This is a genomic window from Allobosea sp. RIT-PG3_2, from assembly GCF_057321085.1.
In genome coordinates, this window is record NZ_JBXWCA010000002.1 from 608,482 (window position 1) to 633,902 (window position 25,421).

Sequence of the window (25,421 nt, forward strand, 5' to 3'; positions counted from 1 at the left end):
AAACGTTTTTCTGTGAAACGTTTAACAGGCCGGATCGGAGGATGCAATCCTCAAACATGAAAGGTTCGACGCGATCAGCGGTGATACAGCGAAGGACGGTTCGTTCCGGGCAGTGCGCCGCCGACCGGCGCAAAGATCGAGATCGCCTGCGGGTGGACCTTGAAATGCGCCGGCGTCGCCGTGACGATCTCGCCATCGGTGTTCACCGGCATCGGCCGCTTCGTCTCGATCTCGAATTCGACGCAGCGCGCGGTGCGGACCTCCTGCCAGGCGCCATGGGTGCCGGAGCGAAACGAGCGCAGCATCAGCGCGAGCTTCCAGAGGTTCTTCATCTCCAGGCTGTAGAGATCGAGATGCCCGTCATCGATCTCAGCCGTTTCCTCGACCACATTGCCGCCGCCATAATGACGGCCGTTGCCGACCGCGATCTGGTAGGTCTCGACCTCGGTGGTCCGCCCCTTCTCGGTGATCTTCGCACTGAAATGCGAGGCGCGGGTCAGCACCTTCATGGCCGCCACCGCGTAGCCAAGCCTGCCGAAACGCTTCTTCAGCGCCGGATCGAGGCTTTGCGCGAGCTCGCTGCTCAGCCCGATACTCGCAACGTTGAAGAAGGCATGGCCATTGACCGTGCCGACATCGACGAGGCGCGTCGCGCCGCGCGCGATCACATCGGCGGCGGCTGGAAGGTCCATCGGGATGTCCAGCGTGCGCGCCAGATCGTTCGCCGTTCCCATCGGCATGATGCCGAGCGGCAGGCCGCTTTCCATGGCGGCCAGCGCCGCCGAGGACACCGAGCCGTCGCCGCCGCAGACGATGACGAGATCGGCCCTGTCGCGCAGGCGGACGATGTCGCGCGCGATCTCCGGCAAGGCCTCGAAGGTCTCGACGGCGACGTCGAGCCCACCCGCTTCCAGCCGCTGGAGAATCGGATCGATCGACTCCTGGCCGCGCCTGGCCTTGGGATTGCGCAGCAACAGCGCGCGCTTGCGGGTGGGCGGGGTCATCGGCTCCTGCAGTGACTGAACATCGGGCAAGGCAGGTGGGGAACCTGCCCGCCGATTTCAACTGCGAGGGCTTTCCGGCGCGGCCGCCATTCGGCGATTGACAACGCAAACGGAGATATTTCAAACTTAAAATATTAGACCCTGGGGAACGGGCATATGCGGGTTATCATCGTTGGTGGCGGCATCGGCGGATTGACGCTGGCGCTGACGCTTCATGCCAGAGGGATAGCCGCCACGGTTTATGAGCAGGCCAGCGAGATTCGCGAAGTCGGCGTCGGAATCAACACGCTGCCACACGCGATCCGCGAACTCGCCGAGCTCGGCTTGCTGCCGGCGCTCGACGAGGTCGGCATCCGCACGCGCGAGCTCGTCTACATGAACCGCTTCGGGCAGGCGGTCTGGCGCGAGCCGCGCGGGTTGCATGCTGGGGCGCCGGTGCCGCAGTTCTCGATCCATCGCGGCCGGCTCCAACGCGTCATCCGCGATGCGGCGGCTGAGCGTCTCGGCGAGGATGCGATCCGCACCGGCCGCCGGCTGCTCGGCTTCGTGCAGGACGAAGGCGGCGTCACCGCGCATTTCAACGATGCTCGCTTCGGCGGTGCCGGCGAGACGGCGCGCGGCGATATCCTGATCGGCGCCGACGGCATCCATTCGGCCGTGCGGGCCTTCTATTTCCCGAACCAGGGCTCGCCATGCTGGCAAGGAGTCCAGATGTGGCGCGGCGCCTGCGACTGGCCGGTGTTCCTCGACGGCGAGAGTATGATCATCGCCGGCGGCATGGCCGGCAAGCTGGTGCTCTATCCGATCGGCAAGGGGGCAACGCCGCAGACGCGCCTGACCAACTGGGTGGTCAACATCCGGAACGGCGATCCAGAACGGCCGCCGCCTAAGGAAGCCTGGTCGAAGCCCGGCCGCCTCGAGGACGTGCTGCCCTTCGCGCGCCGCTTCAGCGTGCCCGATGTCGATATCCTCGGGCTGATCCGGGCGACCTCGACCTTCTGGGAATACCCGATGTGCGACCGCGACCCGCTGCCGCGCTGGACCCATGGCCGCGTCACGCTGCTCGGCGACGCCGCCCATCCGATGTATCCGGTCGGCTCGAACGGCGCCTCGCAGGCAATCCTCGATGCGCGCTGCCTTGCCGACTGGCTGGCGAAGGCTGAACATCCGCGCCAGGCGCTCGCGGCCTATGAGTCTCAGCGACTGCCGGCGACGGCCGAGGTGGTCGCGATGAACCGGGTCGGCGGTCCCGAGCGCGTCATCGACGCCGTGGAAGCGCTGGCGCCGAACGGCTTCGACGATGTCGAGCGCGTGCTCGGCTATGCCAAACGCGAGCAGATCGTGAAGTCCTATGCCGGCAAAGCAGATTTCTCGGCCGAGCAGCTCGCAGCGCGGAAGGGCTGATCAGCCCGCCTCGGTCAGTTGACGAATGCGTGTTTTCAGCCGCGCATTGGCGGTCTCGCACGCTTTGAGCTGGCGCATCAGGTCGAGCGGCACGACATCAGCCGGGTCGGCGAAAGCGATGCCGATCCGATTGCCGTTTCGCCATTTCAGGCGCGCGGGATACTGGCGCTGCCGCGACGGGATCTCGATATCGAACGCCTCCGGCAGCGCGACCGCGTCCGACAGGATCATCAGCGCGCCGTGATCGGACAAGTTGCGGATCGTGCAATCCAGGGTCGAGCGCCGGCCGTTGAAGGCAACGACACCGCCAAGCAGCGTGCGCTGGCGCAGCAAGCGGCGACGTTCGATATCCATGACAACTGCTCCCGAACAATACGACCCAAGGTTGTGGACCCTATTAAACAAAGCGAGGGCAGGTTTTCACGCTTAACGATCGATTATCCTTAATGCGGAGGTGTGAGCCGGCGCCCGTCAAGCGACGCCGGCGCAATCCGCGCCCGCTCAGGCACCTTCGGGCGGCGGCGGCAGGAAGTCGACCTCGTGCCTGGCCGCAAGCGCGACGACATCGGCGGGCTTCTGCTCGGCCAGGGAATGGAGGCCCCAGAACAGATCGTAGAGCCGCGCCGTCGGCGAGACCCAGAACAGGCACTTCACCGTCGAATCGCTCTTGTTGAACAGGCCGTGCGGGACATTGCGCGGCAGGCGGATCAGGTCCCCGGCGGTGGCGAAGCTCTCCTGCCCGTCAAGGACGAGGTCGAGCCGACCCTCCAGCATGTAGATGAACTCGTCCTGCGTCGTGTGGATATGGGGCGGCACGAAGGTGCCGGGCGGCAGGGTCGCATGCCAGGAGAAACTATCTTCCGACAGGGTCTTGGGAACATAGGTCTGGCCGAGGATGCTCCAGGAAATCCCGTCGAGGCCTTCATTGGCGCGGGTCACGCCGGCTGTCAGCGGTTTCATGAGTATTTCCTCTCTGTTGGCGTTTGCTGATCGTAGAGCACATCGTCATCCCGGACACAGCGAAGCGCAGATCCCGGATCCATCGTCGAGCGCCGTCGCCCTTCGATGTATCCCGGCTCTGCGCGGCTGTGGCCGCTTGGCCGGAATGACGGCGCGGGTGGGATATCCAAAGGAACGAAACCTCGATTGTCCTTAGCCTTCAGAAGTGCAGGAAGCGATCCTTGACGGCGCCGTCGCTGCGCAGTTCCGCACTGGTGCCGCGCCAGACGACGCGGCCCTTCTCCAGCACGACATGGCGATCGGCGATCCTGACGAGCGCGTCGACATTCTTGTCGATGACGAGGATCGATTCTCCTTCTGCCTTCAGCGCCGTCAGGCAGTTCCAGATCTCCTCGCGGATCAGGGGAGCGAGCCCCTCCGTCGCCTCGTCGAGGATGGTCAATCGCGGATTGGTCATCAGCGCCCGGCCGATCGCGAGCATCTGCTGCTCGCCTCCGGAGAGCTGGTTGCCGCGGTTCTCCCGCCTTTCGCGCAGGCGAGGGAAGAAGGCGTAGATGCGTTCGAGGTCCCAGCGCTTCTTGCCGGAGCGGTCCGCGGCGGTCGCGATCAGGTTCTCCTCGACCGAGAGCGTCGGGAAGATCTGGCGCCCCTCCGGCACGAGGCCGATGCCGGCCTGGGCGATCCGGAAGGGGGCCGAGCCGGTGAGGTCGCGGCCGCCGAAGGCGATGCGGCCTGCCTTCGCCGGCAAGAGCCCCATGATGGCGCGCACCGTCGTGGTCTTGCCCATGCCGTTGCGGCCGAGCAGGGTCACCACCTCGCCTTCGCCGACGGTGAGGTCGACCCCGAACAGGATCTGCGCCTCGCCATAACCGGCATCGAGCCCTTCGACGCTGAGCATCGCTAGCCCTCCTCGCCGAGATAGGCCTGCCGCACGGCCGGATCGGCCCTGACCGCCGCCGGCTCGCCCGTGGCGATGACGCCGCCATAAACCAGCACGGTGACGCGGTCGGCCAGCGCGAAGACGGCGCTCATGTCATGCTCGACCAAGAGCATGGCGAAGCGGCCCTTCAGGCTCTTCAACAGGGCGATCAGGCGCTCGCCCTCCTCATGGCCGACACCGGCCAAAGGCTCGTCGAGCAGGATGAGCTTCGGCTGCAGGGTCAGCGCCATCGCAATCTCGAGCGCGCGCTTCTCGCCATGGGAGAGGCTTCCGGCCGGAGCATGGGCGCGTCCGGCGAGGCCGACCGCCTCGAGCGCTTCCCAGGCGGGCGCGTTGAGCGCCTGATCCCGCGCAGCGTCCCGGAACAGCGAGAGCGGATGGCTGCTGCGGGCCTGCACGCCGAGCGCGACGTTCTCCAGCGCCGAGAGCGAGGCGATGGTCGAGGTGATCTGGAAGGTGCGGGCAAGACCCGCTCGCGCCCGCTTCTGCGGCGGCAGGCGGGTGACATCCGTGCCGCCGAACAGGATCGTGCCGGAATCGGGCCGCAGCGTCCCGGAAATCTGATGGACGAGCGTCGTCTTGCCGGCGCCGTTTGGGCCGATCAGGGCGTGCAGCTCGCCCGGCGCGATCGAAAGGTCGACCCCGTTGGTGACCTTGAGCGCTCCGAAGGACTTCGCGAGCCCCTTGATTGCGAGCGCCGGCTCAGCCATCGCGGCTCCCCCGAAGCTTGACCATGAGGCCGGCGATGCCACCGCGGGTGAACAGCACGAAGAGCACGATCAACGGGCCGAAGATCGCCTTCCAGTTCTGCGTCAGCCCGGAGAGCACATCCTCCACGGCCAGGAGCGCTATCGCACCGACGATCGCGCCATAGAGTGAGCCGACGCCGCCGAGCACCACCATGAAGATCAGCTCGCCCGAGCGCTGCCAGGACATGAAGGCCGGGCTGACGAAATCGGTCTGGTTGGCGAGCAGGAAGCCCGAGATCCCCGCCATCATGCCGCTGATCACATAGGCGCCGAGCCTGACATGGTCGACATCGTAGCCGGTCACCGTGACGCGCACGGCATTTTCGCGCGCCGCCCGCAGCACGCGGCCGAAGCGCGAAGCGACCAGCCGCCGGGCCAGCCAGTAGCAGAACGCCAGCGTGCCGAGCGCAATATAGTAGAAGCCGGTGCGGTTGCCGAAGATCTCCTGCCCCAGCAGCGTGCTCTTCTCGTTGAGCGTCAGCCCGTCATCGCCGCCATAGCCTGAGAGCGCCTGGGCGAAATAGAAGGCCATCTGCCCGAAGGCGAGTGTGATCATGATGAAGGCGACACCGCGCGTGCGCAGCGAGACATAGCCCGTCACTGCCGCGAAGATGCCGCAGACGATCAGGATCACAGGCAGCGCGACCAGCAGCTCCGTCTGCCCCTCGGTGATCAGGATGCCGGCGCCATAGGCGCCGATCCCGATGAAGGCGGCGTGCCCGAAGGAGACGAGGCCGCCGATGCCGAGAATGAGGTCCAGCGAGAGCGCGGCGATCGCGAAGATCATCGCCCGCGTCACCAGCGTCAGCCAATGCGAGGGCAGGCCGAGCGCAGTGGCCAGAGGCAGCAACGCCAGCAGGCCGAGTATGGCGAGCGGCGCCAGCCAGCGCACGGTCGGCGCCGCCGGCCGCGCGGCCATCGACGGGGTCGTCACCGCGCTCATGAGCGGCCCTTGGCGGGAAGCAGGCCCTCGGGCCGCACGAACAACACCGCCGCCATCACCAGATAGATCAGCATGGAGGAGAGCGCCGCCCCGGTCGCGCGGGCCGAGGCCGGCGCCATGAACAAGCGGAGCAGGTCGTTCATGGAAGAGCGGCCGAGCGTGTCGACGAGGCCGACGATCAGCGCTCCGACGAAGGCGCCGCGGATCGAGCCGATGCCGCCGACGACGATCACGACGAAGGCCAGGATCAGCACGGTGTCGCCCATGCCGGGCTCGACGGAGAGGATCGGCGCTGCCATCGCCCCGGCGAAGCCGGCGAGCATGGTGCCGAAGGCGAAGACCACCATGAACAGCTTGCGAATGTCGACGCCGAGCGCGGAAACCATCGGCGCATTCGAGGCGCCGGCCCGGAGCAGCATACCGGTGCGCGTCTTCTCGACGACGAACCAGAGCAGCGCGCCGACGCCGAGCCCTGCCCCGATCAGCGCGAAGCGATAGGTCGGATAGAGGATACCATCGAGCAGCCGGACATTCCCGGAGAGGAATTCGGGCACCGGCACCGAAAGCGGCGCCGCGCCCCAGATCATCTTCACCGCCTGGTTGAGGAGAAGGATGAGCCCGAAGGTCGCCAGCACCTGGTCGAGATGGTCGCGCTCATAGAGATGCCGGAAGACCAGAAACTCGAAGGCCAGCCCGAGCAGCAGCGCGGCGGCGAGCGCGAGCACGAGCCCGAGCATGAAGGAGCCGGTCAGGCCGACGAAGGTTACGGCGAGATAAGCGCCCAGCATGTACTGGACGCCATGGGCGAGGTTGATGAAGTCCATCACGCCGAAGACCAGCGTCAGTCCGGCCGCGACCAGGAACAGCAGGATGCCGAACTGGAGGCCGTTGAGGAGCTGGACGATCAGGAGGCTCGTTGTCATTGCGCGGTCCTACGTCAGGGCCGGTCATAAGACGTCATGCTCGGGCTTGACCCGAGCATCTCGTGACGAAGAGATCCCCGGGTCGAAGCTGCGCTTCGCCCGAGGATGACGCTTTGCGTCACTTCAGCGCGCAATCCTTGGCGTGCGGATCGGCGTAGTCGCTGAACACCTTCTCGGCGATCTCGGTCTGGAACTTGCCGTCGGCGCGCTTGGCGACTTTGACGAGGTAGAAGTCCTGAATGGGATAGCCATTGGTGTTGAACTTGAACTTGCCGCGCAGCGAGGTGAAATCGGCCTTCTTGATGGCCTCGCGCAGCTTGTCGGCGTTGCCGGCGCCGCCGGCGGCCTTCACCGCGGAATCGATCAGCATCGCCGCGTCATAAGCCTGCTGCGCATAGGAGCCGGGCACGATCTTGTAGGCGGCTTCATAGGCCTGGACGAAAGCCTTGGTCTGCGCATTGTCCATGTTGGGCGCCCAGGTCATGCCGCCATAGAGCCCGACCGCCGCGTCCTGCTGCGCCGGCAGGGTCGATTCATCGACCGTGAAGGCGGAGAGGAACGGGATCTTGCCCTGCAGGCCGGCCTGCGACCACTGCTTGACGAAATTGACGCCGAGCCCACCGGGCAGGAAGGCGAAGACGACGTCGGGCTTGGAGGAGGCGATCTTGGCAAGGTCGGCCGAGAAATCCATCGCGTTCAGCGGCGCATAGACCTCGTCGACGATCTCGCCCTTGAAGTAGCGCTTGAAGCCGGCGAGCGAGTCCTTACCGGCCTGATAGTTCGGCGCGATGATGTAGGCTTTCTTGTAGTTCTGGTCCTGCGCGTATTTGCCGAGGACCTCGTGCACCTGGTCGTTCTGGTAGGAGGTGACGAAGAAGTTCTTGTTGCAGGCCTTGCCCGCCATGGTCGAGGGGCCGGCATTCGGGCTGATCAGGAAGGCGCCGGAATCGAGGACGGGCTTGGCGATCGCGCCGAGGATGTTCGAGAAGACCGGGCCGACGACGAAGGCCGGCTTCTCGGTCTCGACATAGGTCCGCACCCGGTCCACCGCGACGTCGGGCTTCAGCTCGTCATCAATCACGGTGATCTTGACCGGCACGCCGCCGAGCTTGCCGCCGTTCTTGTCGACCGCGAGCTGGAAGCCGTCGCGGACCTGCTGGCCGAGCGATGCCGCCGGCCCGGTCAGCACGCTGACCACGCCGATCTTGAGCGGCTCCTGCGCCTGTGCGGAAGCGATGGAAAGCGCCAGCGCAGCGCAGCCGATTGCGAGGCCGAATTTGAAAGTCGTCATCGATGCCCTCCCGGGACGAACGAGCGAAAAAGGAGGCGCGGCCGGGTTCCCTCAAACTTCTGTGGCTCGCGCAGGAGCATATTGTTTCAAGCTTAAAATATCTGCAAGGGCCATGACGCGGAAATTTCGAGCGGCCGTGCCCATCGCTTCCCACGTTGGAACGTCCGTCTACCCCAGCGCGAGCTCTTGCAGTTTTGCACGGCCCGCGAATAATCTCGACTACCCTTCCGTCTCGAGCGGGTGTCATCGTGTCTTTCGTTGAACAACCGGTCGTCGCCCTCTTCCTCTCCCTGACGCTGGGCTACCTGATCGGAAAGATCCGAATCGGCCCCGTCCAGATCGGCGGCGTCTGCGGGACGCTGTTCGTGGCCCTCGCCATCGGACAGCTCGGCGTGACCCTCAGCCCGGACCTGAAGAACGTCGCCTTTGCGCTGTTCATCTACGCGCTCGGTTTCACGGCGGGGCCGCAGTTCTTCAACAATATCCGCGGCGGCCTGCGCTACGGCATCCTGTCCTTCGTCGAGGTGGCGACGGTGCTGGCCCTGGTCGCGGTCGCCGTGCTGCTGTTCCGCCTCGATCCCGGCACGGCTTCCGGCCTTTTCGCCGGCTCGGCAACGGAGTCGGCCGTGCTGGGAACGGCTTCGGACGCGATCGGACGCCTTCCCCTACCGGCCGCGGAGATCGCCCGGCTGCAGGCCAACATGGCGACCGCCTATAGCGTGACCTATCTTTTCGGGCTCGTCGCCATCGTGGTCTTCACCACCCAGATCGGCCCGCTGCTGCTGCGGATCAACCTGCGGGAGGAGGCTGCCACCCTGGCGCGGCAGCTCGGCGCCGAGGATGACGGCGCCAAGGAAAACGGCGTGCCCGAGATCGTCTCGCGCACCTTCCGGGCCGGCCCTGTCGCCGGCGGCACCGTCGGGGCCTTCGAGAACAGCGTCAACGGCGTCGTCACGATCGAGCAGGTCGGGCGCGGCTCCGGTTTCGTCAAGGCGACGCCGGACATGCAGCTCGAAGCCGAGGATGTCGTCCTTGTCATCGGCCGGCGGCGCTCGGTCATCGCGATCGCCGAGCGCCTCGGCGCGGAAGTGCCGATGCCGGCGGGAGACAATGTTCCACTGGTCGAACGTCAGGTCGTGCTGGTGCGCCGCGAGGTCAGCGGGTTGCGGATTCGCGACCTGCGCCGCCTGGCCAGCGACGAGCAGCGGCGCGGCGTCTTCATCTCGCATGTCCGCCGCCTCGGCCAGGGCATCCCCGCCCTGCCGGGCACGGTGCTGGAACAGGGCGACATCCTCACCCTCTATGGCTCGGAAGAAGCGATCACCCGCGCGGCGCCCGAGCTCGGGCATCTGCTGCCGACCACATCGGCGACGGACTTCGTCATGCTCGGCCTCGGCGTGGTCGCGGGCCTCCTGCTCGGCGAGGTCGCGATTCAGGTCGGTGCACTAAACCTGACGCTCGGCACCGGCGGCGGTGCGCTCGTCTCGGGCCTCGTCTTCGGATGGCTGCACATGCACCGGCCCCAGCTCGGCGGCATTCCCCCGCAGGCAGCCGAGTTCATGAAGGATTTCGGATTGGCGACCTTCATCGCCGCGGTCGGCCTCTCGGTCGGCCCCGACGCCATCGCCCTGCTCAAGCAATACGGGCTCGTGCTGCCCGTGCTGTCGATCCTGGTTTCGGCCCTGCCCGGCCTCGCCTCGCTCTATATCGGGCGCTACCTCCTGAAGATCGAGGCGCCGATCCTGCTCGGCGCCATCGCCGGCCAGCATTGCAGCACGCCCTCGATCAGCGCGCTGGTCTCGCTCGCCGGCAATTCGACGCCGGTGATCGGCTATACCGTAACCTATGCCATCTCGAACGTGCTGCTGCCTCTGATGGGGCCTGTGGTCGTCGGCATGGTCGGGATGATCGGCTAGACATCCAGCCGGCAGGCCAACGCCCGCGATCACTCACGCGCGATGCCTGACTTGACCTCCCCTTCCGACTTCGCCCTAAATCCGGGCGGGGGGCGTCGTAGGGACGATCATGCTACGCGCCATCATTCTCGTCGCCGGGCTTCTTGCTCTCGCTCCGCCCGCACGCGCCTTCGACAACCCGATCAGCCGCGGCCTCGCGGATTTCCTCAATATCTTCAGCGAGCAGCCGATCCCGCGCCAGGTCGTGCTATGGAACGGCAAGCAGGCGCCCGGCACCATCGTGATCTCGACGAGCCAGCGGCGGCTCTACTACGTGCTCGGAAGCGGGCAGGCGCTTCGTTACGGCGTCGGCGTCGGACGGCAGGGCTTCAGCTGGTCGGGAACGAAGACCGTCACGATGAAACGCGAATGGCCGGATTGGCGGCCGCCGGCGCAGATGCTGAAACGCCGCCCGGACCTGCCGCGCCACATGGCCGGCGGCATCGACAACCCGCTGGGCGCGCGGGCGATCTATCTGGGATCGAGCCTCTACCGCATCCATGGCTCGAACGAGCCCGATACGATCGGGGCCGCAGTGTCATCCGGCTGCATCCGCATGACCAATCGCGACGTCATCGATCTCTACGGCCGCGTACGGACCGGCACCAAAGTGGTCGTGCTGCGATGAGACACAGCGAGGGTTCCGCGCCCCTTACCCTCGCACAGGCTGCCCGATTCGCAGCGGTTCTCGCCGTCTTCGGGAACAGATAATCCGGACGAGACTGGCACATCACTCCGCGGCACGGCTTTTGATCAACCGAAGAGGGGGATCACTTGGTTGCGCCGAAATGGAACAGGCTGTGCCTTATCCATATCTACGGCGCTCCCTATGGAGCGCGAACATGCCAACTGCGAGCGCGCGCGCGACGGAGCTCGTCGACCGCCTTTCGATCAAGCTTTACGGGTCCGAGCTCTGGGTCGTCATGGCCAATTGCGACGAGGCTCATGACATCTTCCTGCAGGCAATTTCTGCTGCGGAGAACTGCGCGATCGAACGGGCCGCTCAGTTGATCGGCAGGCTCGCGACAACCGGCACCACCCAGATCACACCGACGGCGGCGGCAGATCTCATCCGATCACTGAAGGATGAAAACGCTGTCTCGGAGTGATACGCCGCTGCCTGAAGAGATCGCCATGCAACGGCCGAATATCATGAAGGCGCATGGCTAAGCGACCCGGCGCGTCTCGGTCCGAACCCGTTCGCGCAAACCATCTGGAAACTGACGGCGTAGCAGCGAACTGCCCGAGAACGTCAACCGTACCAGCGTAGTATGGAGAGATTTGGTGGAGCCAGGCGGAATCGAACCGCCGACCTCTTGAATGCCATTCAAGCGCTCTCCCAACTGAGCTATGGCCCCACGCGCGACGGCCGGTTTGGGGGTCGGCCGTCAAAATCCGGTGTTTCATTCCGCCGCTTGGGCGGTCCGTCCGGAGCCGCCTGCCGGCGACGCAGCGGTCTATAGGCGGCCCGGACGGAAGACACAAGCGCCTAATGTCGCTTTGCCGTCATCTTTTTTCGAGGGTCGGACTCAGTTGTCCTCGTCGCCCTCGATGTCCCCGTCGATCAGGTCCGCGACGTCGTCGTCGCCTTCCTCATCCTCTTCGAGGAAGGTGTCGTCATCCTCAGTGCCGATGTCGTCCTCGACCTCGATATCGTCCTCGGTCGTGACGACGGCCTCCTTCTCGGACGTCTCGGCATCGGCTTCGTCGAGCGAGACGAGCTCGACCGCGCTGTCGGCGGTCTCGGCCTCGTCCTCCTCCTCAGGCTCCGGCTTGACCGGCGCCTTGGCCTGCGGCTCGAACATCGTGCGCGGATATGCCTGCCCCGTATAGGGCGAGACGACGGGGTCTTTATTCAAATCATAGAACTTGCGCCCCGTGACCGGGCAAACGCGCTTCGTTCCGAGTTCCGGTTTCGCCACTGCGTCGGACCCTTCAACCATCAGTATCTGAAAAGCAGGCGCGTCCGTTAGTCGGGGCGGGCGGCGCTGTCAAATGTTGATTTGAGCCATGCGACGGCTGCGCGCAAGAGCGGGGCTGTTTCGCCCCCCTCGCATGGCAGCGTCATGACCGCGCATTGGCGCGGCTCGCGCGAGCGTGCTAGGGCGGGCGCGCACTTCGTTTGGCTCGAGCGAGAGACCCCGATCCCGTGTCCCACGACCATGAACCCGTCCCCGTCACCGCCAGCGCCGCCGGCCCGCTCAAGGGCCGCGCCCGCGTGCCCGGCGACAAGTCGATCTCGCATCGGGCGATGATCTTCGGACTGCTGGCGATCGGCGAGACCAGGGTCACCGGCCTGCTCGAGGGCGAGGACGTGATGCGCACCGCTGCGGCGGCGCGGGCGCTCGGCGCGATCGTCCACCATGACGGGCCGGGCGCCTGGCGCGTGCAGGGCGTTGGCGTCGGCGGGCTGCGCGAGCCTGATTCGATTCTGGATTTCGGCAATGCCGGCACGGGCTCGCGTCTGATGATGGGCGTCTGCGGCTCGCATCCGATCACCACGACCTTCGATGGCGATGCCTCCCTGCGCAAGCGGCCGATGCGGCGCATCCTTGATCCGCTCGAGCAGATGGGCACGGTCGTCGTTTCGCAGCAGGAGGGCGGGCGCGTGCCGCTCACCCTGCGCGGCCCGAAGGAGGCCATCCCGATCGTCTATCGCCCGCCGGTCGCCTCGGCGCAGATCAAGTCAGCGGTGCTGCTGGCCGCCCTCGCCGCGCCCGGCGAGACGACGGTGATCGAGGCGGAAGCGACGCGCGACCATACCGAGAAGATGCTGGCTCATTTCGGAGCCGAAATCACCGTGACGCCGGAAGGCGCGCATGGCCGGCGGATCGTGCTGAAGGGCCAGCCCGAATTGCAGGCCGCGCCGATCGTGGTGCCAGCAGACCCCTCCTCGGCAGCCTTCCCGCTGGTGGCGGGACTGATCGTGCCCGGCTCCGACATCCTGATCGAGAGCGTGATGACCAACCCGCTGCGCTCGGGCCTGCTCACGACCTTGCTCGAGATGGGCGCCGACATCACCATCGAGCGCGAGGCCAATGAGGGCGGCGAGACCGTCGCCGATCTGCGCGTGCGGGCTTCGAGCCTCAAGGGCGTGACGGTGCCGCCAGAGCGCGCGCCTGCGATGATCGACGAATATCCGGTGCTGGCCGTCGCGGCCTCGTTCGCCACCGGCACGACGCGGATGCGCGGCTTGCAGGAACTGCGCGTCAAGGAATCCGATCGCCTCGCCGCGGTCGAGGCCGGGCTGAAGGCCGCCGGCGTGATCTGCGCCATCGAGGGCGACGACCTGATCGTCGAGGGCTCGGGCGGCGGGCCGGTTCGCGGCGGCGGGCCAATCGCGACCCATCTCGATCACCGCATCGCGATGAGCTTCCTCGTCATGGGCCTGGCGACGCAGCAGCCGGTCGTGGTCGATGACGGCCTGATGATCGCCACGAGCTTCCCGAGCTTCATCCCGCTGATGAACCAGCTCGGAGGCCGGATCGGATGAGCGCGGCGGCGGCGCGCGGCCGGCTCGTCATCGCCGTCGACGGCCCCGCCGCCTCCGGCAAGGGCACGCTGGCGCGGCGCCTCGCGGCCCATTACGGCCTGCCCTATCTCGACACCGGCCTGCTCTACCGGATGGTGGCCCGCGCCATGCTCGATGCCGGCCACGACATACGCGATGCCGCGGCGGCCGGCGAGATCGTCAACAGCTTCGACGAGACGGCCTTTCCCGAGGACCGGCTGCGCGGCCGCGAGATCGGCGAGGCGGCCTCCGTGGTCGCGGCGATGCCGGCCGTGCGCGCGGGATTGCTGGCGCGGCAGCGGCGCTTCGCCGCCCGGGCCGGCGGCGCCGTGCTGGACGGACGCGACATCGGTACGGTGATCTGCCCCGACGCCCGCGCCAAGCTCTTCGTCACCGCGACGCCGGAGGTGCGTGCCGCGCGCCGGCACAAGGAACTCATCGGGCGTGGCGAGGCCGTGACCTTCGACGGCATCCTCGCCGATATCCGCCGGCGCGACGCGCGGGATTCCGGCCGCAGCGACGCGCCGCTCAAGGCGGCGGAAGACGCCGTGACGCTCGACACCTCGGCGCTGACGGTCGAGGAGGCCGTTGCCGCAGCCATCGACGTCGTCGACGGCCGCCGGGCCGCCTGAAAGCCACTTCCTCGCGCATTTGCTATCGAAACGGGCGCGATCAGCCGGTTTTCCACCTTGGCGATCGCATCGACCGGGCGCACACTCCGATTCGCGACAGGACGACGGAGGTGGCGATGCGGCGCTGGCTGTACGGTCTCTCATGTCTGGCAGCGGCGGCGCTCTGGCACCCCGCCCTGCCTCGAGCCCAGACGGCAGGACCGCCGCTGGAGGAGGTCGACGTCGCGCTCGTTCTGGCGGTCGACGTCTCCTATTCGATGGATCTCGACGAGCTCGCCCTGCAGCGCAACGGCTATATCGAAGCCTTCCGCTCGAAGCAGCTGCATGACGCCATCAACAAGGGCGCGATCGGCAAGATCGCCGTGACCTATTTCGAATGGGCGGGCACCGGTTTCCAGTACGTCGTTCGGCCGTGGAAGGTGATCGACGGGCCGGCAGCGGCGATGGCGTTTGCGGAGGAGCTCGGCGAGGCGCCGACGCGGCGCGGGCGGCGCACCTCGATCTCGGGAGCGATCGACCTGGGCGTGCAATTACTCGAGCAGTCGAACGTGACGGCGATGCGGCGGGTGATCGACATCTCCGGCGACGGCGCCAATAATGACGGGCGCCCGGTCACCACAGCGCGCGACGAGGCCGGAGCCAAGGGCATCGCCATCAACGGCCTGCCTGTGATGCTGAAGCAGGCCGGCTATTTCGACATCGACAACCTCGACGTCTACTACAGCGACTGCGTCATCACCGGCATCGGGGCCTTCGTCATTCCGATCCGCGAGAAGAGCCAGTTCGTCGAGGCCACGAAGACCAAGCTGCTGCGCGAGATCGCCGAGGCGCCGGCGGACGCGACCATCCACAAGGCGCAGTCCGGCAACATCGCCACCTGCCTCGCCGGCGAGCGGCAATGGCGCGACCGGATGGGGAATTGAGGCCGGCAGCAACCGTCATGCTCGGGCTTGCCCCGAGCATCTCGTCAAGCGGAGGCGCCAGAGCCGCGTCCTGCCTGAGATTCTCGGGTCTACGCTTCGCTCCGCCCGAGAATGACGCTGGGTGTCACGTCCCCCTTGGCTTGGCCCGCGTCGTCGGCAGCGCAGCGGCGGGGTCGTCGGGCCAGAGATGGCGGGGATAACGGCCCTTCATCTCGGATTTCACCGCCAACCAGGATCCGCGCCAGAAGCCCGGCAGATCACGCGTGACCTGGATCGGCCGATGCGCCGGGGAGAGCAGCTCCAGCACCAGCGGCACGCGCCCGCCGGCCAGAGCAGGATGAATCGCGAGTCCGTAGAGTTCCTGCACCCGCACCGAAATGGTCGGCCCCGCCTCGGCGGCATAGTCGACGGCAAGCGACGAGCCGGTCGGAGCGGTGAAATGGGTCGGCGCCTCCGCGTCGAGCCGGCGCTTCATCTCCCAAGGCAGCAGGGTCGCGAGAGCGGAATCGAGATCGCCGGGCTGGATCGCCGCCAGTGAGGCACGGCCGGCGATATGAGGCGCCAGCCAGATCTCAGGCTCCTGTGACAACCCCAGGTCGGAGAGATCGGGCCAGTCCTCCTCGGGCTCGGCCTTGCGCAGGAAAGCAACGCGCTCGCGCAGCTGGTTCTGCGCCTTCGTCCAGGGCAGGAGGTCGATGCCAAGCGCAGCGATGCCCTTCGCCAGGGTCTCGGCATTCTCGGGCGTATCCGCGACCGACAGCGGGCGCTCCGACAAGGCTAGGGCGCCGTAGCGGCGCACCGCCCGAACGCGCAATGCGCGCGCTGTCCTGTCGAAATTCGCCTCCTCTCGCTCTGCGATGGCGAATGGTGCGAGGCCATGGGCGACGAGGGCTGCGATCTCGGCCTCGGAGATCGCGGCCGCGGCCATAATGCGCGCCTGCTGGGCGGCCCCCGTCATCTCCGCGACGACGATGTAGGGCTCGCGCGCCAGCCTCTGCGAGGCTTCCAGCGCCGCGCCACGGCCATTGGCGAGCAGGTACTGTCCGGAGCCCGGCGAGCGGGCCTTCGCGACGCGGTCCGGATAGGCGAAGGCGAGCAGGAGGCCGGACGAGAGCGGCTCGCCAGCCGAGCACGAGGCATTCCGCTCCGCCGTGCGGGCCCAGCCTTCGGCGAGACGGCGCATGTCGCCGGCCCGGCCGCCACGCTCGCGACTGAACCGCTCCAGCCGCTCGGCAAGATCGATGGCATCGCCTCCGAGCCCACGCTCCACCAGCACGGCGGCAAGATCGGCGGCGACACCGGCCTGCCCGAAGCGGGCGGCAGCCACGACCATGCGGGCGAGCCGGGGCGGCAGCGGCAGTGACTGTAGGGCCCGCCCATCCGGCGTGATGCGGCCATCCGCATCGAGCGCGCCGATGCTGGCCAACAGGGCGCGGGCTTCCTTGAGGGCAGGCGCGGGCGGCGGATCGAGGAAGGCGAGCGTGGTCGGATCGCCGACCCCCCAGGCGGCGCAATCGAGCAGGAGCGGGCTCAGATCGGCCGAGAGAATTTCGGGCCGGGCGAAGGCTTCGAGCGCGCCGGTCGCCGCCTCCTCCCAGAGCCGGTAGCAGACACCGGGCTCGGTGCGGCCCGCACGGCCACGGCGCTGATCGGCGGCGGCACGGCTGGCGCGGCGCGTCTCCAGGCGGGTGACGCCGATATCGGGCTCGTAGACGGGCACGCGAGCGAGGCCGGAATCGATCACCACCCGCACGCCCTCGATCGTAAGCGAGGTCTCGGCGATGGCCGTGGCCAGCACGATCTTGCGCCGGCCGGCTGGCGCTGGCAGCACGGCACGGTCCTGATCGCGCTGGTCGAGCGCGCCGTAAAGCGGAGCGATCTCCACGGCGGGATCGCGCAGCCTTTCGCGAAGGCGCTCCTCGACGCGGCGAATCTCGCCCTGCCCCGGCAGGAAGACGAGCTGCGAGCCAGGCTGCTCGTTCAGCGCAAGCAGGATCGTATCGACGACCTGATCCTCGATGCGCCTCAGCGGGTCGCGGCCGCGATAGCGCGTCTCGATGGGGTAGGCGCGGCCCTCGCTTTCGATCACCGGGGCATCGCCGAGAAGTTTCGCGACGCGCGCGCCGTCGAGCGTCGCGGACATGACGAGGATGCGCAAATCCTCGCGCAGGCCGCCCTGCGCATCGAGCGCCAGCGCCAGCCCGAAATCGGCATCGAGCGAGCGCTCGTGGAACTCGTCGAACAGCACGGCCGCGACGCCGTCCAGCGCCGGATCGTCGAGGATCATCCGGGCGAAGACGCCCTCGGTGACGACCTCGATGCGCGTCTTCGGCCCGATCTTCGAGCCGAGCCGGACACGCAGGCCGACGGTATCGCCGACGCGCTCGCCCAGCGTCTGCGCCATCCGGTTCGCCGCTCCGCGCGCCGCCAGCCGCCGCGGTTCCAGCACGATCAGCTTGCCGTCCTTCGTCCAGGGCTCGTCGAGCAGGGCGAGCGGCACGCGCGTGGTCTTGCCGGCGCCGGGCGGAGCGACCAGCACGGCGTTCGGCCGCGCCCGCAGGGCGACCGAGAGGTCCCCGAGGACGGCATCGATGGGTAAGGCGGTGTCAAAGGCGCGCATGCCCGGCCGATGTGGCGCAGGCGCGAGCCTCACGCAAGCCACTCGCCAGCCCGCGCTCATCATGCTAACCGCTGGCGCATGACAGAGACTGGCCAGACCCGCATCCAGAACCGCTTCCAGGCCTGCGCCCGCGAGGGCCGGGCGGCGCTGGTGACATTCGTCACCGCCGGCGATCCCGATTTCGAGACGGGAAGCGCGATCCTCGCGGCCCTGCCCGGAGCCGGTGCCGACCTGATCGAGCTCGGCGTGCCCTTCACCGACCCGATGGCGGACGGCATTCCTGTCCAGCTTGCCGGACAGCGCGCGCTCAAAGCCGGCCAGACGCTGCGCAAGACGCTCGCCATGGTCGAAACCTTCCGCAAGGCCGGCCATGACACGCCGATCGTGCTGATGGGCTATTACAACCCGATCTACGCCTATGGCGTCGAAGCCTTCCTCGCCGACGCGCGCCGGGTCGGCATCGACGGCCTGATCGTCGTCGACCTGCCGCCGGAAGAGGACGAGGAGCTCTGCCTGCCGGCGCTGAAGGCCGGCGTCAGCTTCATCCGGCTGGCCACGCCCACGACCGACGACAAGCGCCTGCCCAAGGTGCTGCAGAACACCTCCGGCTTCGTCTACTACGTCTCGGTGACCGGCGTGACCGGCGGCGCCATCGCCGATTACGGCGCGGTCGGCAGCGCGGTCGCTCGGATCAAGCGCCACACCGACCTGCCGGTCGCCGTCGGCTTCGGCGTCAAGACGGCCGCCGACGCCGCCACCATCGCCAAGGGCGCGGACGGCGTCGTCGTCGGCTCTGCGCTGGTCGAGCGCGTCCGGCTTTCGCTCGACAGCGAGGGCAAGGCCACGGAAAAGACGGTTTCGGCTGTCACCTCGCTGGTCAGCGAACTCGCGCAGGGCATCCGCTCTGCGGCCAAGGCGGCCTGAGGCCGGTTTCATTCAAGGGTCGCGTCGCTTGCCCTTCGGCAGGCCCGACCTATTTCAGGCGTGACGGCGCCAAGGCCTAGAAAGCCCCCGCCGCAAGCCCATCAGGGAATCGTCCGATGAACTGGATTTCCGAAGTCGTCCGCCCGCGCATCAAGACGCTGTTCAAGCGCGAGAGCCCCGAGAACCTCTGGATCAAGTGCCCGGATTCCGGGCAGATGGTCTTCCACAAGGATGTCGAGGCCAATGGCTACGTCATCCCCGGCTCCGAGCACCATATGCGTGTCACCGCGCCGGAGCGACTGCGCCTGACCTTCGACGACGGCAAGTGGCTCGACGTCGCCCTGCCGGAGGTGCCGGTCGATCCGCTCAAGTTCCGCGACGAGAAGCGCTATGTCGACCGGCTGAAGGACGCCCGCGCCAAGACCGGCGCACAGGATGCCTTCAAGATCGGCTACGGCCGGGTCAAGGGCCTGCCGATGACGCTGGCGGCTCAGGATTTCCACTTCATGGGCGGCTCGCTCGGCATGGCCGCCGGCGAAGCCTTCGTCAAGGGCGCCGAGACCGCGCTCGAGAAGAAGACGCCCTATGTCGTCTTCGCGGCGTCCGGCGGCGCGCGCATGCAAGAGGGCATCCTCTCGCTGATGCAGCTGCCGCGCACCACGGTGGCGGTGCGGCGCCTGCGCGCGGCCGGCCTGCCCTATTTCGTTGTGCTGACGAACCCGACGACCGGCGGCGTCACCGCCTCCTACGCCATGCTGGGCGACATCCACATCGCCGAGCCGGGCGCGCTGATCGGCTTCGCCGGCCCGCGCGTGATCGAGCAGACGATCCGCGAGAAGCTGCCGGAAGGCTTCCAGCGCTCCGAATATCTCAAGGACCACGGTATGGTCGACATGGTCGTCCACCGCCGCGAGATCCCCGAGACGCTGGCCCGGCTCGGCCGCCTGCTGACCAAGCAGCCACCTGTGAAGGAAGAAGTCGCGGTGGCCGCACGCCCGGTGGTCGAGGCGGTCTGAGGTCGTTTGCGGCTGGGGGCCGTCACATCATGGGGTCTTCCGACACGCTGCTTGCGCGCTTCATGGCGCTGCACCCCAAGCTGATCGACCTCTCGCTCGGCCGCATCCTGACCCTGCTGGAGCGGCTCGGCGACCCGCATAAACGCCTGCCGCCGGTGATCCATGTCGCCGGCACCAACGGCAAGGGCTCGACCATCGCCTTCATGCGGGCGATCCTCGAGGCGGCGGGCCTGCGCGTCCATGTCTACACCTCGCCGCATCTGGTGCGTTTCCACGAGCGCATCCGCATCGGCGCGCCCGGCGGCGGCCGTTTCGTCGACGAGGCGGTGCTGGTCGAAGCGTTGGAGCGCTGCGAGCGCATCAATGCCGGCGATGCCATCACCTTCTTCGAGATCACGGCTGCGGCGGCCGTGCTGCTGTTTTCAGAGCATGAAGCGGATGTCGTGCTGCTCGAAGTCGGGCTCGGCGGCCGCTTCGACGCGACCAATGTCATCGCCCATCCCGCCTGCACCGTGGTGACGCCGGTCTCGCTCGACCATGCCGAGTATCTCGGCGACACCGTGACCAAGATCGCGGCCGAGAAGGCCGGCATCTTCAAGCGGGGCGCGCCGGCGGTGATCGCCCCGCAGGAGCCGGAGCCGACGGCGGTGCTCGAAGCCACGGCCGAGCGCGTCGGCGCCTCGAAAATCTTGATCGGCGCGCAGGATTTCAACGTCCACGAGGCCGGCGGGCGGCTGGTCTACGAGGATGGCGACGGACTGCTCGACCTCCCGCTGCCGCGCCTGGCCGGGCGCCATCAGCACATCAATGCCGGCACCGCGATCGCGGCGCTGCGGGCGGCCGGCTATGGCGGCCTGCCGGCGCGCGCCTTCGAGGAGGGCATGCGCAACGCCGACTGGCCGGCGCGGCTGCAGCGGCTGGCTCGCGGGCACCTCGTCGGGATCATGCCCGAGCGGGCCGAACTCTGGCTCGATGGCGGCCACAACCCGGATGGCGGACGCGTGCTGGCCCAGGCCATGGCCGATCTCGCCGACCGCAACCCTGCGCCTTTGGTGATGATCGCGGGCCTGCTCTCGACCAAGGACGCCGCCGCGACGCTCGGCCATTTCAAGGGGCTGGCGCAGGCGCTCTATGCCGTGCCGATCCAGAACTCGCTGGCCGCACGCCCGGCGGAAGAGGTGGCCGAAGCGGCCCGCAATGCCGGTCTTGCTGCGGAGGTTTCAGGCTCGGTCGAGCAGGCGCTGCGGACGATCGCGGGCCGCGACTGGCCGGCGCCGCCGCGCATCCTGATCTGCGGCTCGCTTTATCTCGCCGGCGAGGTGCTCTCGGCCAACGGCACGCCGCCGACCTGAACAGCGGCCGGCGGAATACGATCATGGAGGCGGGGAAAGCCATGCCAGTTCCCGGACTGACCGTTCTCGCCGCGACGCTGATGTGCGGAATGCTCGGCGGCTGCGTCACCTCCGGTGATCCAGCCCCGCCGGCAGCCGAAGGCGCCGAGCGCGTCGCGGCCGGCAAGCCGACTTTCCTGCAGCAGACCTATATGACGATGGACACAAGCTGCCGGCCGGTGAAGCCGCCCACGGCCGTCCTGACCGAGCCGCCCCGGCACGGCAAGGTGCGCATGGCCAAGCGGAACGCCAAGGCCGAATACGGGCCCGGCGACCATCAGCACTGCGACGGCAAGATCGGCCCCTCGCTCGCCTTCGAATACACGTCACGCCGGAACTATCGTGGACCGGACCGCTTCGGAGTGCGTGTGCGCTACAGCGACGGCGAGATCCGGCATGCGCAGTTCAAGGTCGAGGTCGACTGAGACGACGGGGAGAGCGGCATGCAACGCAACTTCGGAGCCGGCGGGCCGGCCGTATCCGCGATCGGCCAGGGCAGCTGGTACAGCGAGCAGGGCGACCGGCGCGAGGCCATTGCCGCGTTCCGGCGCGGGCTCGATCTCGGACTTGGCCATATCGACACTGCCGAGATGTATGGCGACGGCCGCTCCGAGGCGCTGATCGGCGAAGCCATCACTGGGCGACGCGACGAGGTCTTCCTCGTCTCGAAGGTACTGCCGCACAACGCCTCGCGGCAGAGCGCTCGCGCCGCCTGCGAGCGCTCGCTGAAGCATCTGAGGACCGACCGGCTCGACTGCTACCTGCTGCACTGGCGCGGGCCACATCCGCTGGCCGAGACCTTCGCCGCCTTCGAGGCGCTGAAGCAGGAGGGCAAGATCCTGTCCTGGGGCGTCAGCAATTTCGACGAGGACGATCTCGACGAGGCGCTGGCGGCTGCCGGCAAAGGCAGGATCGCCTGCAACCAGGTGCTCTACCATCTGCGCGAGCGGGCCATAGAGCATGCGGTGATCCCGTGGTGCGAGCGCAACGGCATCGCCGTCACCGCCTACAGCCCCTTCGGGCACGACGACTTTCCGGCCCCCGGCAGCGCGCAGGGCAAGATCCTCGCCGAGATCGCCGCGGCGCATGACGCGTCTCCCCGGCAGGTCGCGCTCGCCTTCCTGACGCGGCGTGCGAGCCTCTTCGCGATCCCGAAAGCGGGCAAGGTCGGCCATGTCGAGGACAATGCCGGGGCGCTGCGTCTTGCCCTCTCGGAAACCGAGATCGCGCGGATCGACGCCGCCTTCCCGCTCGGCCGCAAGCCCCATGCGTTGCCGATGATTTGATCTGCGCTGGAAACCACGATCCACCTTCGCGCTTTACAGGCCGCGGCGCCCGCGCTTTCCTAGAGTCAAGGGCGACGGCCGTCAGAGCCTCACCAACGCCCGCTCAGCAGTTGCGTCTTCGGAGTTTGGGCGATGCGTCGTGTTCTCGGCATCCTGGCCGTTTTGTTCATGTCCGTCTTCGGCGCCGCCAAGGCGCAAGCCGGCGTCGATGTGAGAGTGGACATCGCCGCCCAGCGGATGACGGTCGCCACCACCGACGGTGAAATCTACGACTGGAAGATCTCCTCCGGCCGCAAGGGGTTCCGCTCGCCGAACGGCCAGTACCGCCCGACCCGGCTCGAAAAGAACTGGTATTCGCGCAAATATGGCGGCGCGATGCCCTACGCTGTGTTCTTCCGCGGCGGCTACGCGATCCATGGCACGACGGCCGTCGGCGCGCTCGGCCGCCCGGCCTCTCATGGCTGCATCCGCCTGCACCCCGCCAATGCCGCCAAGCTGTTTGCGCTGGTGAAGAAGCATGGCGCCGGCCAGACCCGGATCGCGCTGAACGGGGCCGCGACCGACAATCTCTCGCGCTTCGCCAAGGCGTCCGGCGGCTCGAAGGCCAGGTTTGCCAACACAGCACCGACCAAGCACAAGATCGCGAACAGCAGCGGCACCAAGGCACAGATCGCCAAGGCCAAGCCGCGGCATCAGGACAGCACGATCGCCCAGCAAGGGCGGTCCAATGGCTGGGAAGCGGCGCGCGGCCAGATCCTGCTGCGGCCCGCGCTGCCGGCTAATGCCTATGGCTACCAGCCCTATTACCCGAGCGGCTATGGCTATGGCTGGCGCTGAGATCGACGTCAGACGCTAGATCGCTTCCGGCGCGATCCTGAGCCAGCCTTCCAGCGTCTCACCGGGCGCCAGCCGCTTCAGCGGCGCGGCCGCCCGCGCGGCCGGCTCGCTCGGCGCGCCGATGGCGTGGCTCTGCGGCTCGACGCAGAGGAAGTCGGCCCCGGGTGGCGACCAGACCACCGGGCAGTTCAGGCTGTCGCTCGCCGTCAGCGTGATGGCGAGGCCGGTCGAGGGCGTCTCGATCCGAGCGCTGCCGTCCCAGTCGAAAAAGCTCCAGGCCGTCACCGTATCGGAGCGGAACGGCCGCGCATCGGCGTAAGGGCCGCCCTGGGTGAAAGCTTCCTGCCCGATCGCCCGAAAGGCTTCGCCGAAGACCAGCGCGCCGGCTGCCCGCATGGTCAGGCGCGTATCGGCCGCGCACGGAAACCAGGGATGATGGCCGATCCCGAACGGTAGCGCCGTCTCGGCCTCGTTCGTGATCGACAGGCGAATGGTCATACCGGCTTCGTCCAGTATGACTTCCTGCCGGGCACGGTAGCGATAGCGGTCGGGACCGTCGATGCGCCGATGCTCGATGACGGTATGACCGCGGTCATACCGCAGAACCTCCCAGGCGGCCTGCCAGCCGAAGCCATGGATGGTGCCTGACGGATCGTTGGCGGGAACCTGAAAACGGGTTTCGCCGTCGTCCACCACGCTTCCGAAGGCCCGGTTGGCGAAGGGCAGCATCGCCCAGCTGCCGAAGAAGTTCGGAGAAGCGGTCGAGGCCGTCCGATCAGCCGGCGGATGCAGCACATCATGCCGGCGCCCATCCGGGCCGGTCCAGACGAGCCGCGAGACGATGCCCCCGATCTCCGGTATGACCACGGCTTCCAGGCCGCCGGCTTGCAGTTGCAGCATCGCGCTCGTCCGATTCGTTCGTTCCCGTCGAACCGCAGCGTTGCCGCGATTGCAGGGCGGGCACAAGCCGGCGCGCCTTGACCATGTCCGGTACGGCAGTGACAGTCGCGCGCCATTGCCGGAGTCTGCCATGCCCAAACCTTTGATCGCGCTCGACTGGGGTACGACCCGCGCGCGCGCCTTCCTGATCTCGGAAACGGGCGCGGTGCTGCAGCGGCGCATCGCCGATCAGGGCATCCAGTCCGTGCCGGCTGGCGGCTATCCCGCCGCATTCGAGACGCTGGCTGGCGATTTCCGGCGCGCCGCGCCCGATGCGGCCATCGTGCTCGCCGGCATGGTCGGCAGCCGCAATGGCTGGATCGAGGCGCCCTATGTCGCCTGCCCGGCCTCTCCTGACGAGATCGCGGCAGCTTCGATCCGCGCAGCGCTCGACGATCACACCACGGCCACCATCCTGCCGGGCCTGAGCTGCGACGAGGGCGCCTTCGACGTGATGCGCGGCGAGGAGACGCTGATCGTCGGGCTCGGCCTGGAAAACGGCATCGCCTGCCTGCCGGGAACCCATTCGAAATGGGCCGAGATCAGGGACGGGCGCATCGTCCGCTTCGCCAGCTTCATGACCGGAGAGGTCTACGGACTGCTGCGTAACGGCTCGATCCTGGGCCGCCTCGCGGAGGAACCGTCGGGTGAGGATGCTTCAAACGGAGCGACTCGCGGCCGGGCAGGCGCACAACGTACCGGCGGCCTGCTCAACACCGCTTTCGCCGCCCGCACCGAGGTCCTTGCCGGCCGGATGCGCGGCGGCGAGGTCGGTCCCTATCTATCGGCGCTGCTGGTCGGGCAGGAGATCTCAGGAGCGCAGTCGCTGTTCGGGCGGCGGGAAGAGATCCACCTCGTCGCCGACGGTGCGTTGGCCGAGAGCTATGGCGCCGCGCTGGAAGCGGCAGGCCTTACGGTCAGGCTTACAACACCCGAGGACGCCTTCATCGCCGGCATCAGGCGTCTCGCGGACGGACTCACCGGGTAATCGCTCTCGCCTGCCCGATTGCGGCAGCGACACGGGCTGGCAGAACGACATGCTGGTAAGCGTGGATTAAGCCTGCAGACGATCTGCGTCTGGTGCGCCGCCGTTGCAGACAATCGCGGAGACCCTCTTCACCCTTCGTCAGGGGACCGGCCCGATGATGACGGCCTGGATCAGGCTGGGGAAGG

At 67.7% G+C, this 25,421-nt stretch carries 25 protein-coding genes and 1 tRNA gene; 14 read left to right on the forward strand and 12 right to left on the reverse strand.

Annotation, left to right across the window (positions count from 1 at the left end):
• Window positions 1-74: 74 nt before the first annotated feature.
• Window positions 75-1,004, reverse strand: a complete 930-nt coding sequence (locus tag AC2FAN_RS08435; RefSeq protein WP_485173388.1) for a lipid kinase — start codon at window positions 1,002-1,004, stop codon at window positions 75-77.
• A 156-nt stretch (window positions 1,005-1,160) separates the two neighbouring features.
• Between AC2FAN_RS08435 and AC2FAN_RS08440 the strand changes: the two genes are divergently transcribed.
• Window positions 1,161-2,408, forward strand: coding sequence for a flavin-dependent oxidoreductase (locus AC2FAN_RS08440; protein WP_485173389.1), 1,248 nt, complete (start codon window positions 1,161-1,163; stop codon window positions 2,406-2,408).
• Here the strand turns inward: AC2FAN_RS08440 and AC2FAN_RS08445 are convergent, their stop codons facing one another.
• From AC2FAN_RS08445 to AC2FAN_RS08475, 7 genes are all read right to left on the reverse strand, one after another.
• Window positions 2,409-2,762: a PilZ domain-containing protein gene (locus AC2FAN_RS08445; protein WP_476806635.1), complete on the reverse strand. Its 354-nt coding sequence runs from the start codon at window positions 2,760-2,762 to the stop codon at window positions 2,409-2,411. It lies immediately after the preceding gene.
• Window positions 2,763-2,909: 147 nt separating this feature from the next.
• Complete coding sequence (locus AC2FAN_RS08450; protein ID WP_265051283.1) at window positions 2,910-3,368, reverse strand: cupin domain-containing protein; 459 nt, start codon at window positions 3,366-3,368, stop codon at window positions 2,910-2,912.
• A 199-nt stretch (window positions 3,369-3,567) separates the two neighbouring features.
• Entirely contained in the window at window positions 3,568-4,266 is a 699-nt protein-coding gene (locus AC2FAN_RS08455; RefSeq protein WP_485173390.1) for an ABC transporter ATP-binding protein, read from the reverse strand.
• 2 nt (window positions 4,267-4,268) lie between these two features.
• Window positions 4,269-5,018 (reverse strand): ABC transporter ATP-binding protein, encoded by a 750-nt coding sequence (locus AC2FAN_RS08460; RefSeq protein ID WP_265051281.1) that lies wholly within the window; start codon window positions 5,016-5,018, stop codon window positions 4,269-4,271.
• Window positions 5,011-6,000 (reverse strand): branched-chain amino acid ABC transporter permease, encoded by a 990-nt coding sequence (locus AC2FAN_RS08465; protein ID WP_485173391.1) that lies wholly within the window; start codon window positions 5,998-6,000, stop codon window positions 5,011-5,013. The genes AC2FAN_RS08460 and AC2FAN_RS08465 overlap by 8 nt, the downstream gene beginning before the upstream one ends.
• Entirely contained in the window at window positions 5,997-6,923 is a 927-nt protein-coding gene (locus tag AC2FAN_RS08470) for a branched-chain amino acid ABC transporter permease (protein ID WP_265051279.1), read from the reverse strand. Before AC2FAN_RS08470 ends, AC2FAN_RS08465 begins: the two co-directional genes overlap by 4 nt.
• 118 nt (window positions 6,924-7,041) lie before the next feature.
• The gene (locus AC2FAN_RS08475) at window positions 7,042-8,214 is read right to left on the reverse strand and encodes an ABC transporter substrate-binding protein (RefSeq protein ID WP_476806630.1); all 1,173 of its coding nucleotides are present in this window, start codon (window positions 8,212-8,214) and stop codon (window positions 7,042-7,044) included.
• 248 nt (window positions 8,215-8,462) lie between these two features.
• On the opposite strand from AC2FAN_RS08475, the gene aspT reads away from it, so the two are divergent.
• From aspT to AC2FAN_RS08490, 3 genes are all read left to right on the forward strand, one after another.
• Window positions 8,463-10,130 carry an aspartate-alanine antiporter gene (gene aspT, locus AC2FAN_RS08480; protein ID WP_265051277.1) on the forward strand — a complete coding sequence of 556 codons (1,668 nt, stop codon included), beginning with the start codon at window positions 8,463-8,465 and terminating at the stop codon, window positions 10,128-10,130.
• Window positions 10,131-10,239: 109 nt separating this feature from the next.
• The gene (locus tag AC2FAN_RS08485; protein ID WP_485173392.1) at window positions 10,240-10,797 is read left to right on the forward strand and encodes a L,D-transpeptidase; all 558 of its coding nucleotides are present in this window, start codon (window positions 10,240-10,242) and stop codon (window positions 10,795-10,797) included.
• Window positions 10,798-10,957: 160 nt separating this feature from the next.
• Window positions 10,958-11,278, forward strand: coding sequence for a hypothetical protein (locus AC2FAN_RS08490; RefSeq protein ID WP_485173393.1), 321 nt, complete (start codon window positions 10,958-10,960; stop codon window positions 11,276-11,278).
• 173 nt (window positions 11,279-11,451) lie between these two features.
• On the opposite strand, the gene AC2FAN_RS08495 is transcribed toward AC2FAN_RS08490, so the two are convergent.
• Together AC2FAN_RS08495 and AC2FAN_RS08500 are read right to left on the reverse strand one after the other, a co-directional pair.
• Window positions 11,452-11,527 (reverse strand) — tRNA-Ala (locus AC2FAN_RS08495).
• Between the two features lie 171 nt (window positions 11,528-11,698).
• A complete protein-coding gene (locus AC2FAN_RS08500; RefSeq protein ID WP_485173394.1) occupies window positions 11,699-12,091 on the reverse strand; it encodes a TIGR02300 family protein in 393 nt (130 codons plus the stop codon).
• 227 nt (window positions 12,092-12,318) lie between these two features.
• Between AC2FAN_RS08500 and aroA the strand changes: the two genes are divergently transcribed.
• From aroA to AC2FAN_RS08515, 3 genes are all read left to right on the forward strand, one after another.
• Entirely contained in the window at window positions 12,319-13,662 is a 1,344-nt protein-coding gene (aroA, locus tag AC2FAN_RS08505) for a 3-phosphoshikimate 1-carboxyvinyltransferase (RefSeq protein ID WP_265051273.1), read from the forward strand.
• Window positions 13,659-14,312 (forward strand): (d)CMP kinase, encoded by a 654-nt coding sequence (cmk, locus tag AC2FAN_RS08510; RefSeq protein WP_485173395.1) that lies wholly within the window; start codon window positions 13,659-13,661, stop codon window positions 14,310-14,312. Before aroA ends, cmk begins: the two co-directional genes overlap by 4 nt.
• Before the next feature lie 116 nt (window positions 14,313-14,428).
• Window positions 14,429-15,235, forward strand: coding sequence for a DUF1194 domain-containing protein (locus AC2FAN_RS08515; protein ID WP_485173396.1), 807 nt, complete (start codon window positions 14,429-14,431; stop codon window positions 15,233-15,235).
• A gap of 124 nt (window positions 15,236-15,359) precedes the next feature.
• Here the strand turns inward: AC2FAN_RS08515 and hrpB are convergent, their stop codons facing one another.
• Window positions 15,360-17,855, reverse strand: coding sequence for an ATP-dependent helicase HrpB (hrpB, locus tag AC2FAN_RS08520; protein ID WP_485173397.1), 2,496 nt, complete (start codon window positions 17,853-17,855; stop codon window positions 15,360-15,362).
• Between the two features lie 78 nt (window positions 17,856-17,933).
• On the opposite strand from hrpB, the gene trpA reads away from it, so the two are divergent.
• The 6 genes from trpA to AC2FAN_RS08550 all read left to right on the forward strand — a co-directional run bounded on the left by trpA (window position 17,934) and on the right by AC2FAN_RS08550 (window position 23,309).
• Window positions 17,934-18,779 (forward strand): tryptophan synthase subunit alpha, encoded by an 846-nt coding sequence (gene trpA, locus AC2FAN_RS08525; RefSeq protein ID WP_485173398.1) that lies wholly within the window; start codon window positions 17,934-17,936, stop codon window positions 18,777-18,779.
• 116 nt (window positions 18,780-18,895) lie between these two features.
• On the forward strand, window positions 18,896-19,795 hold the full coding sequence (gene accD / locus AC2FAN_RS08530; RefSeq protein WP_265051268.1) for an acetyl-CoA carboxylase, carboxyltransferase subunit beta: 900 nt from the start codon (window positions 18,896-18,898) through the stop codon (window positions 19,793-19,795).
• Window positions 19,796-19,824: 29 nt separating this feature from the next.
• On the forward strand, window positions 19,825-21,147 hold the full coding sequence (locus AC2FAN_RS08535) for a bifunctional folylpolyglutamate synthase/dihydrofolate synthase (protein ID WP_265051267.1): 1,323 nt from the start codon (window positions 19,825-19,827) through the stop codon (window positions 21,145-21,147).
• 41 nt (window positions 21,148-21,188) lie between these two features.
• A complete protein-coding gene (locus AC2FAN_RS08540) occupies window positions 21,189-21,611 on the forward strand; it encodes a hypothetical protein (RefSeq protein WP_265051266.1) in 423 nt (140 codons plus the stop codon).
• 18 nt (window positions 21,612-21,629) lie between these two features.
• Entirely contained in the window at window positions 21,630-22,472 is an 843-nt protein-coding gene (locus AC2FAN_RS08545; protein ID WP_485173399.1) for an aldo/keto reductase, read from the forward strand.
• 132 nt (window positions 22,473-22,604) lie between these two features.
• On the forward strand, window positions 22,605-23,309 hold the full coding sequence (locus AC2FAN_RS08550; protein ID WP_485173400.1) for a L,D-transpeptidase: 705 nt from the start codon (window positions 22,605-22,607) through the stop codon (window positions 23,307-23,309).
• Window positions 23,310-23,324: 15 nt separating this feature from the next.
• Here AC2FAN_RS08550 and AC2FAN_RS08555 read toward each other — a convergent pair whose 3' ends face one another.
• On the reverse strand, window positions 23,325-24,209 hold the full coding sequence (locus AC2FAN_RS08555; RefSeq protein ID WP_265051263.1) for an aldose epimerase family protein: 885 nt from the start codon (window positions 24,207-24,209) through the stop codon (window positions 23,325-23,327).
• A gap of 130 nt (window positions 24,210-24,339) precedes the next feature.
• Here AC2FAN_RS08555 and AC2FAN_RS08560 point away from each other — a divergent pair, with 130 nt between their 5' ends.
• Complete coding sequence (locus AC2FAN_RS08560) at window positions 24,340-25,236, forward strand: 2-dehydro-3-deoxygalactonokinase (protein ID WP_485173401.1); 897 nt, start codon at window positions 24,340-24,342, stop codon at window positions 25,234-25,236.
• The last annotated feature ends 185 nt before the right edge of the window (window positions 25,237-25,421 follow it).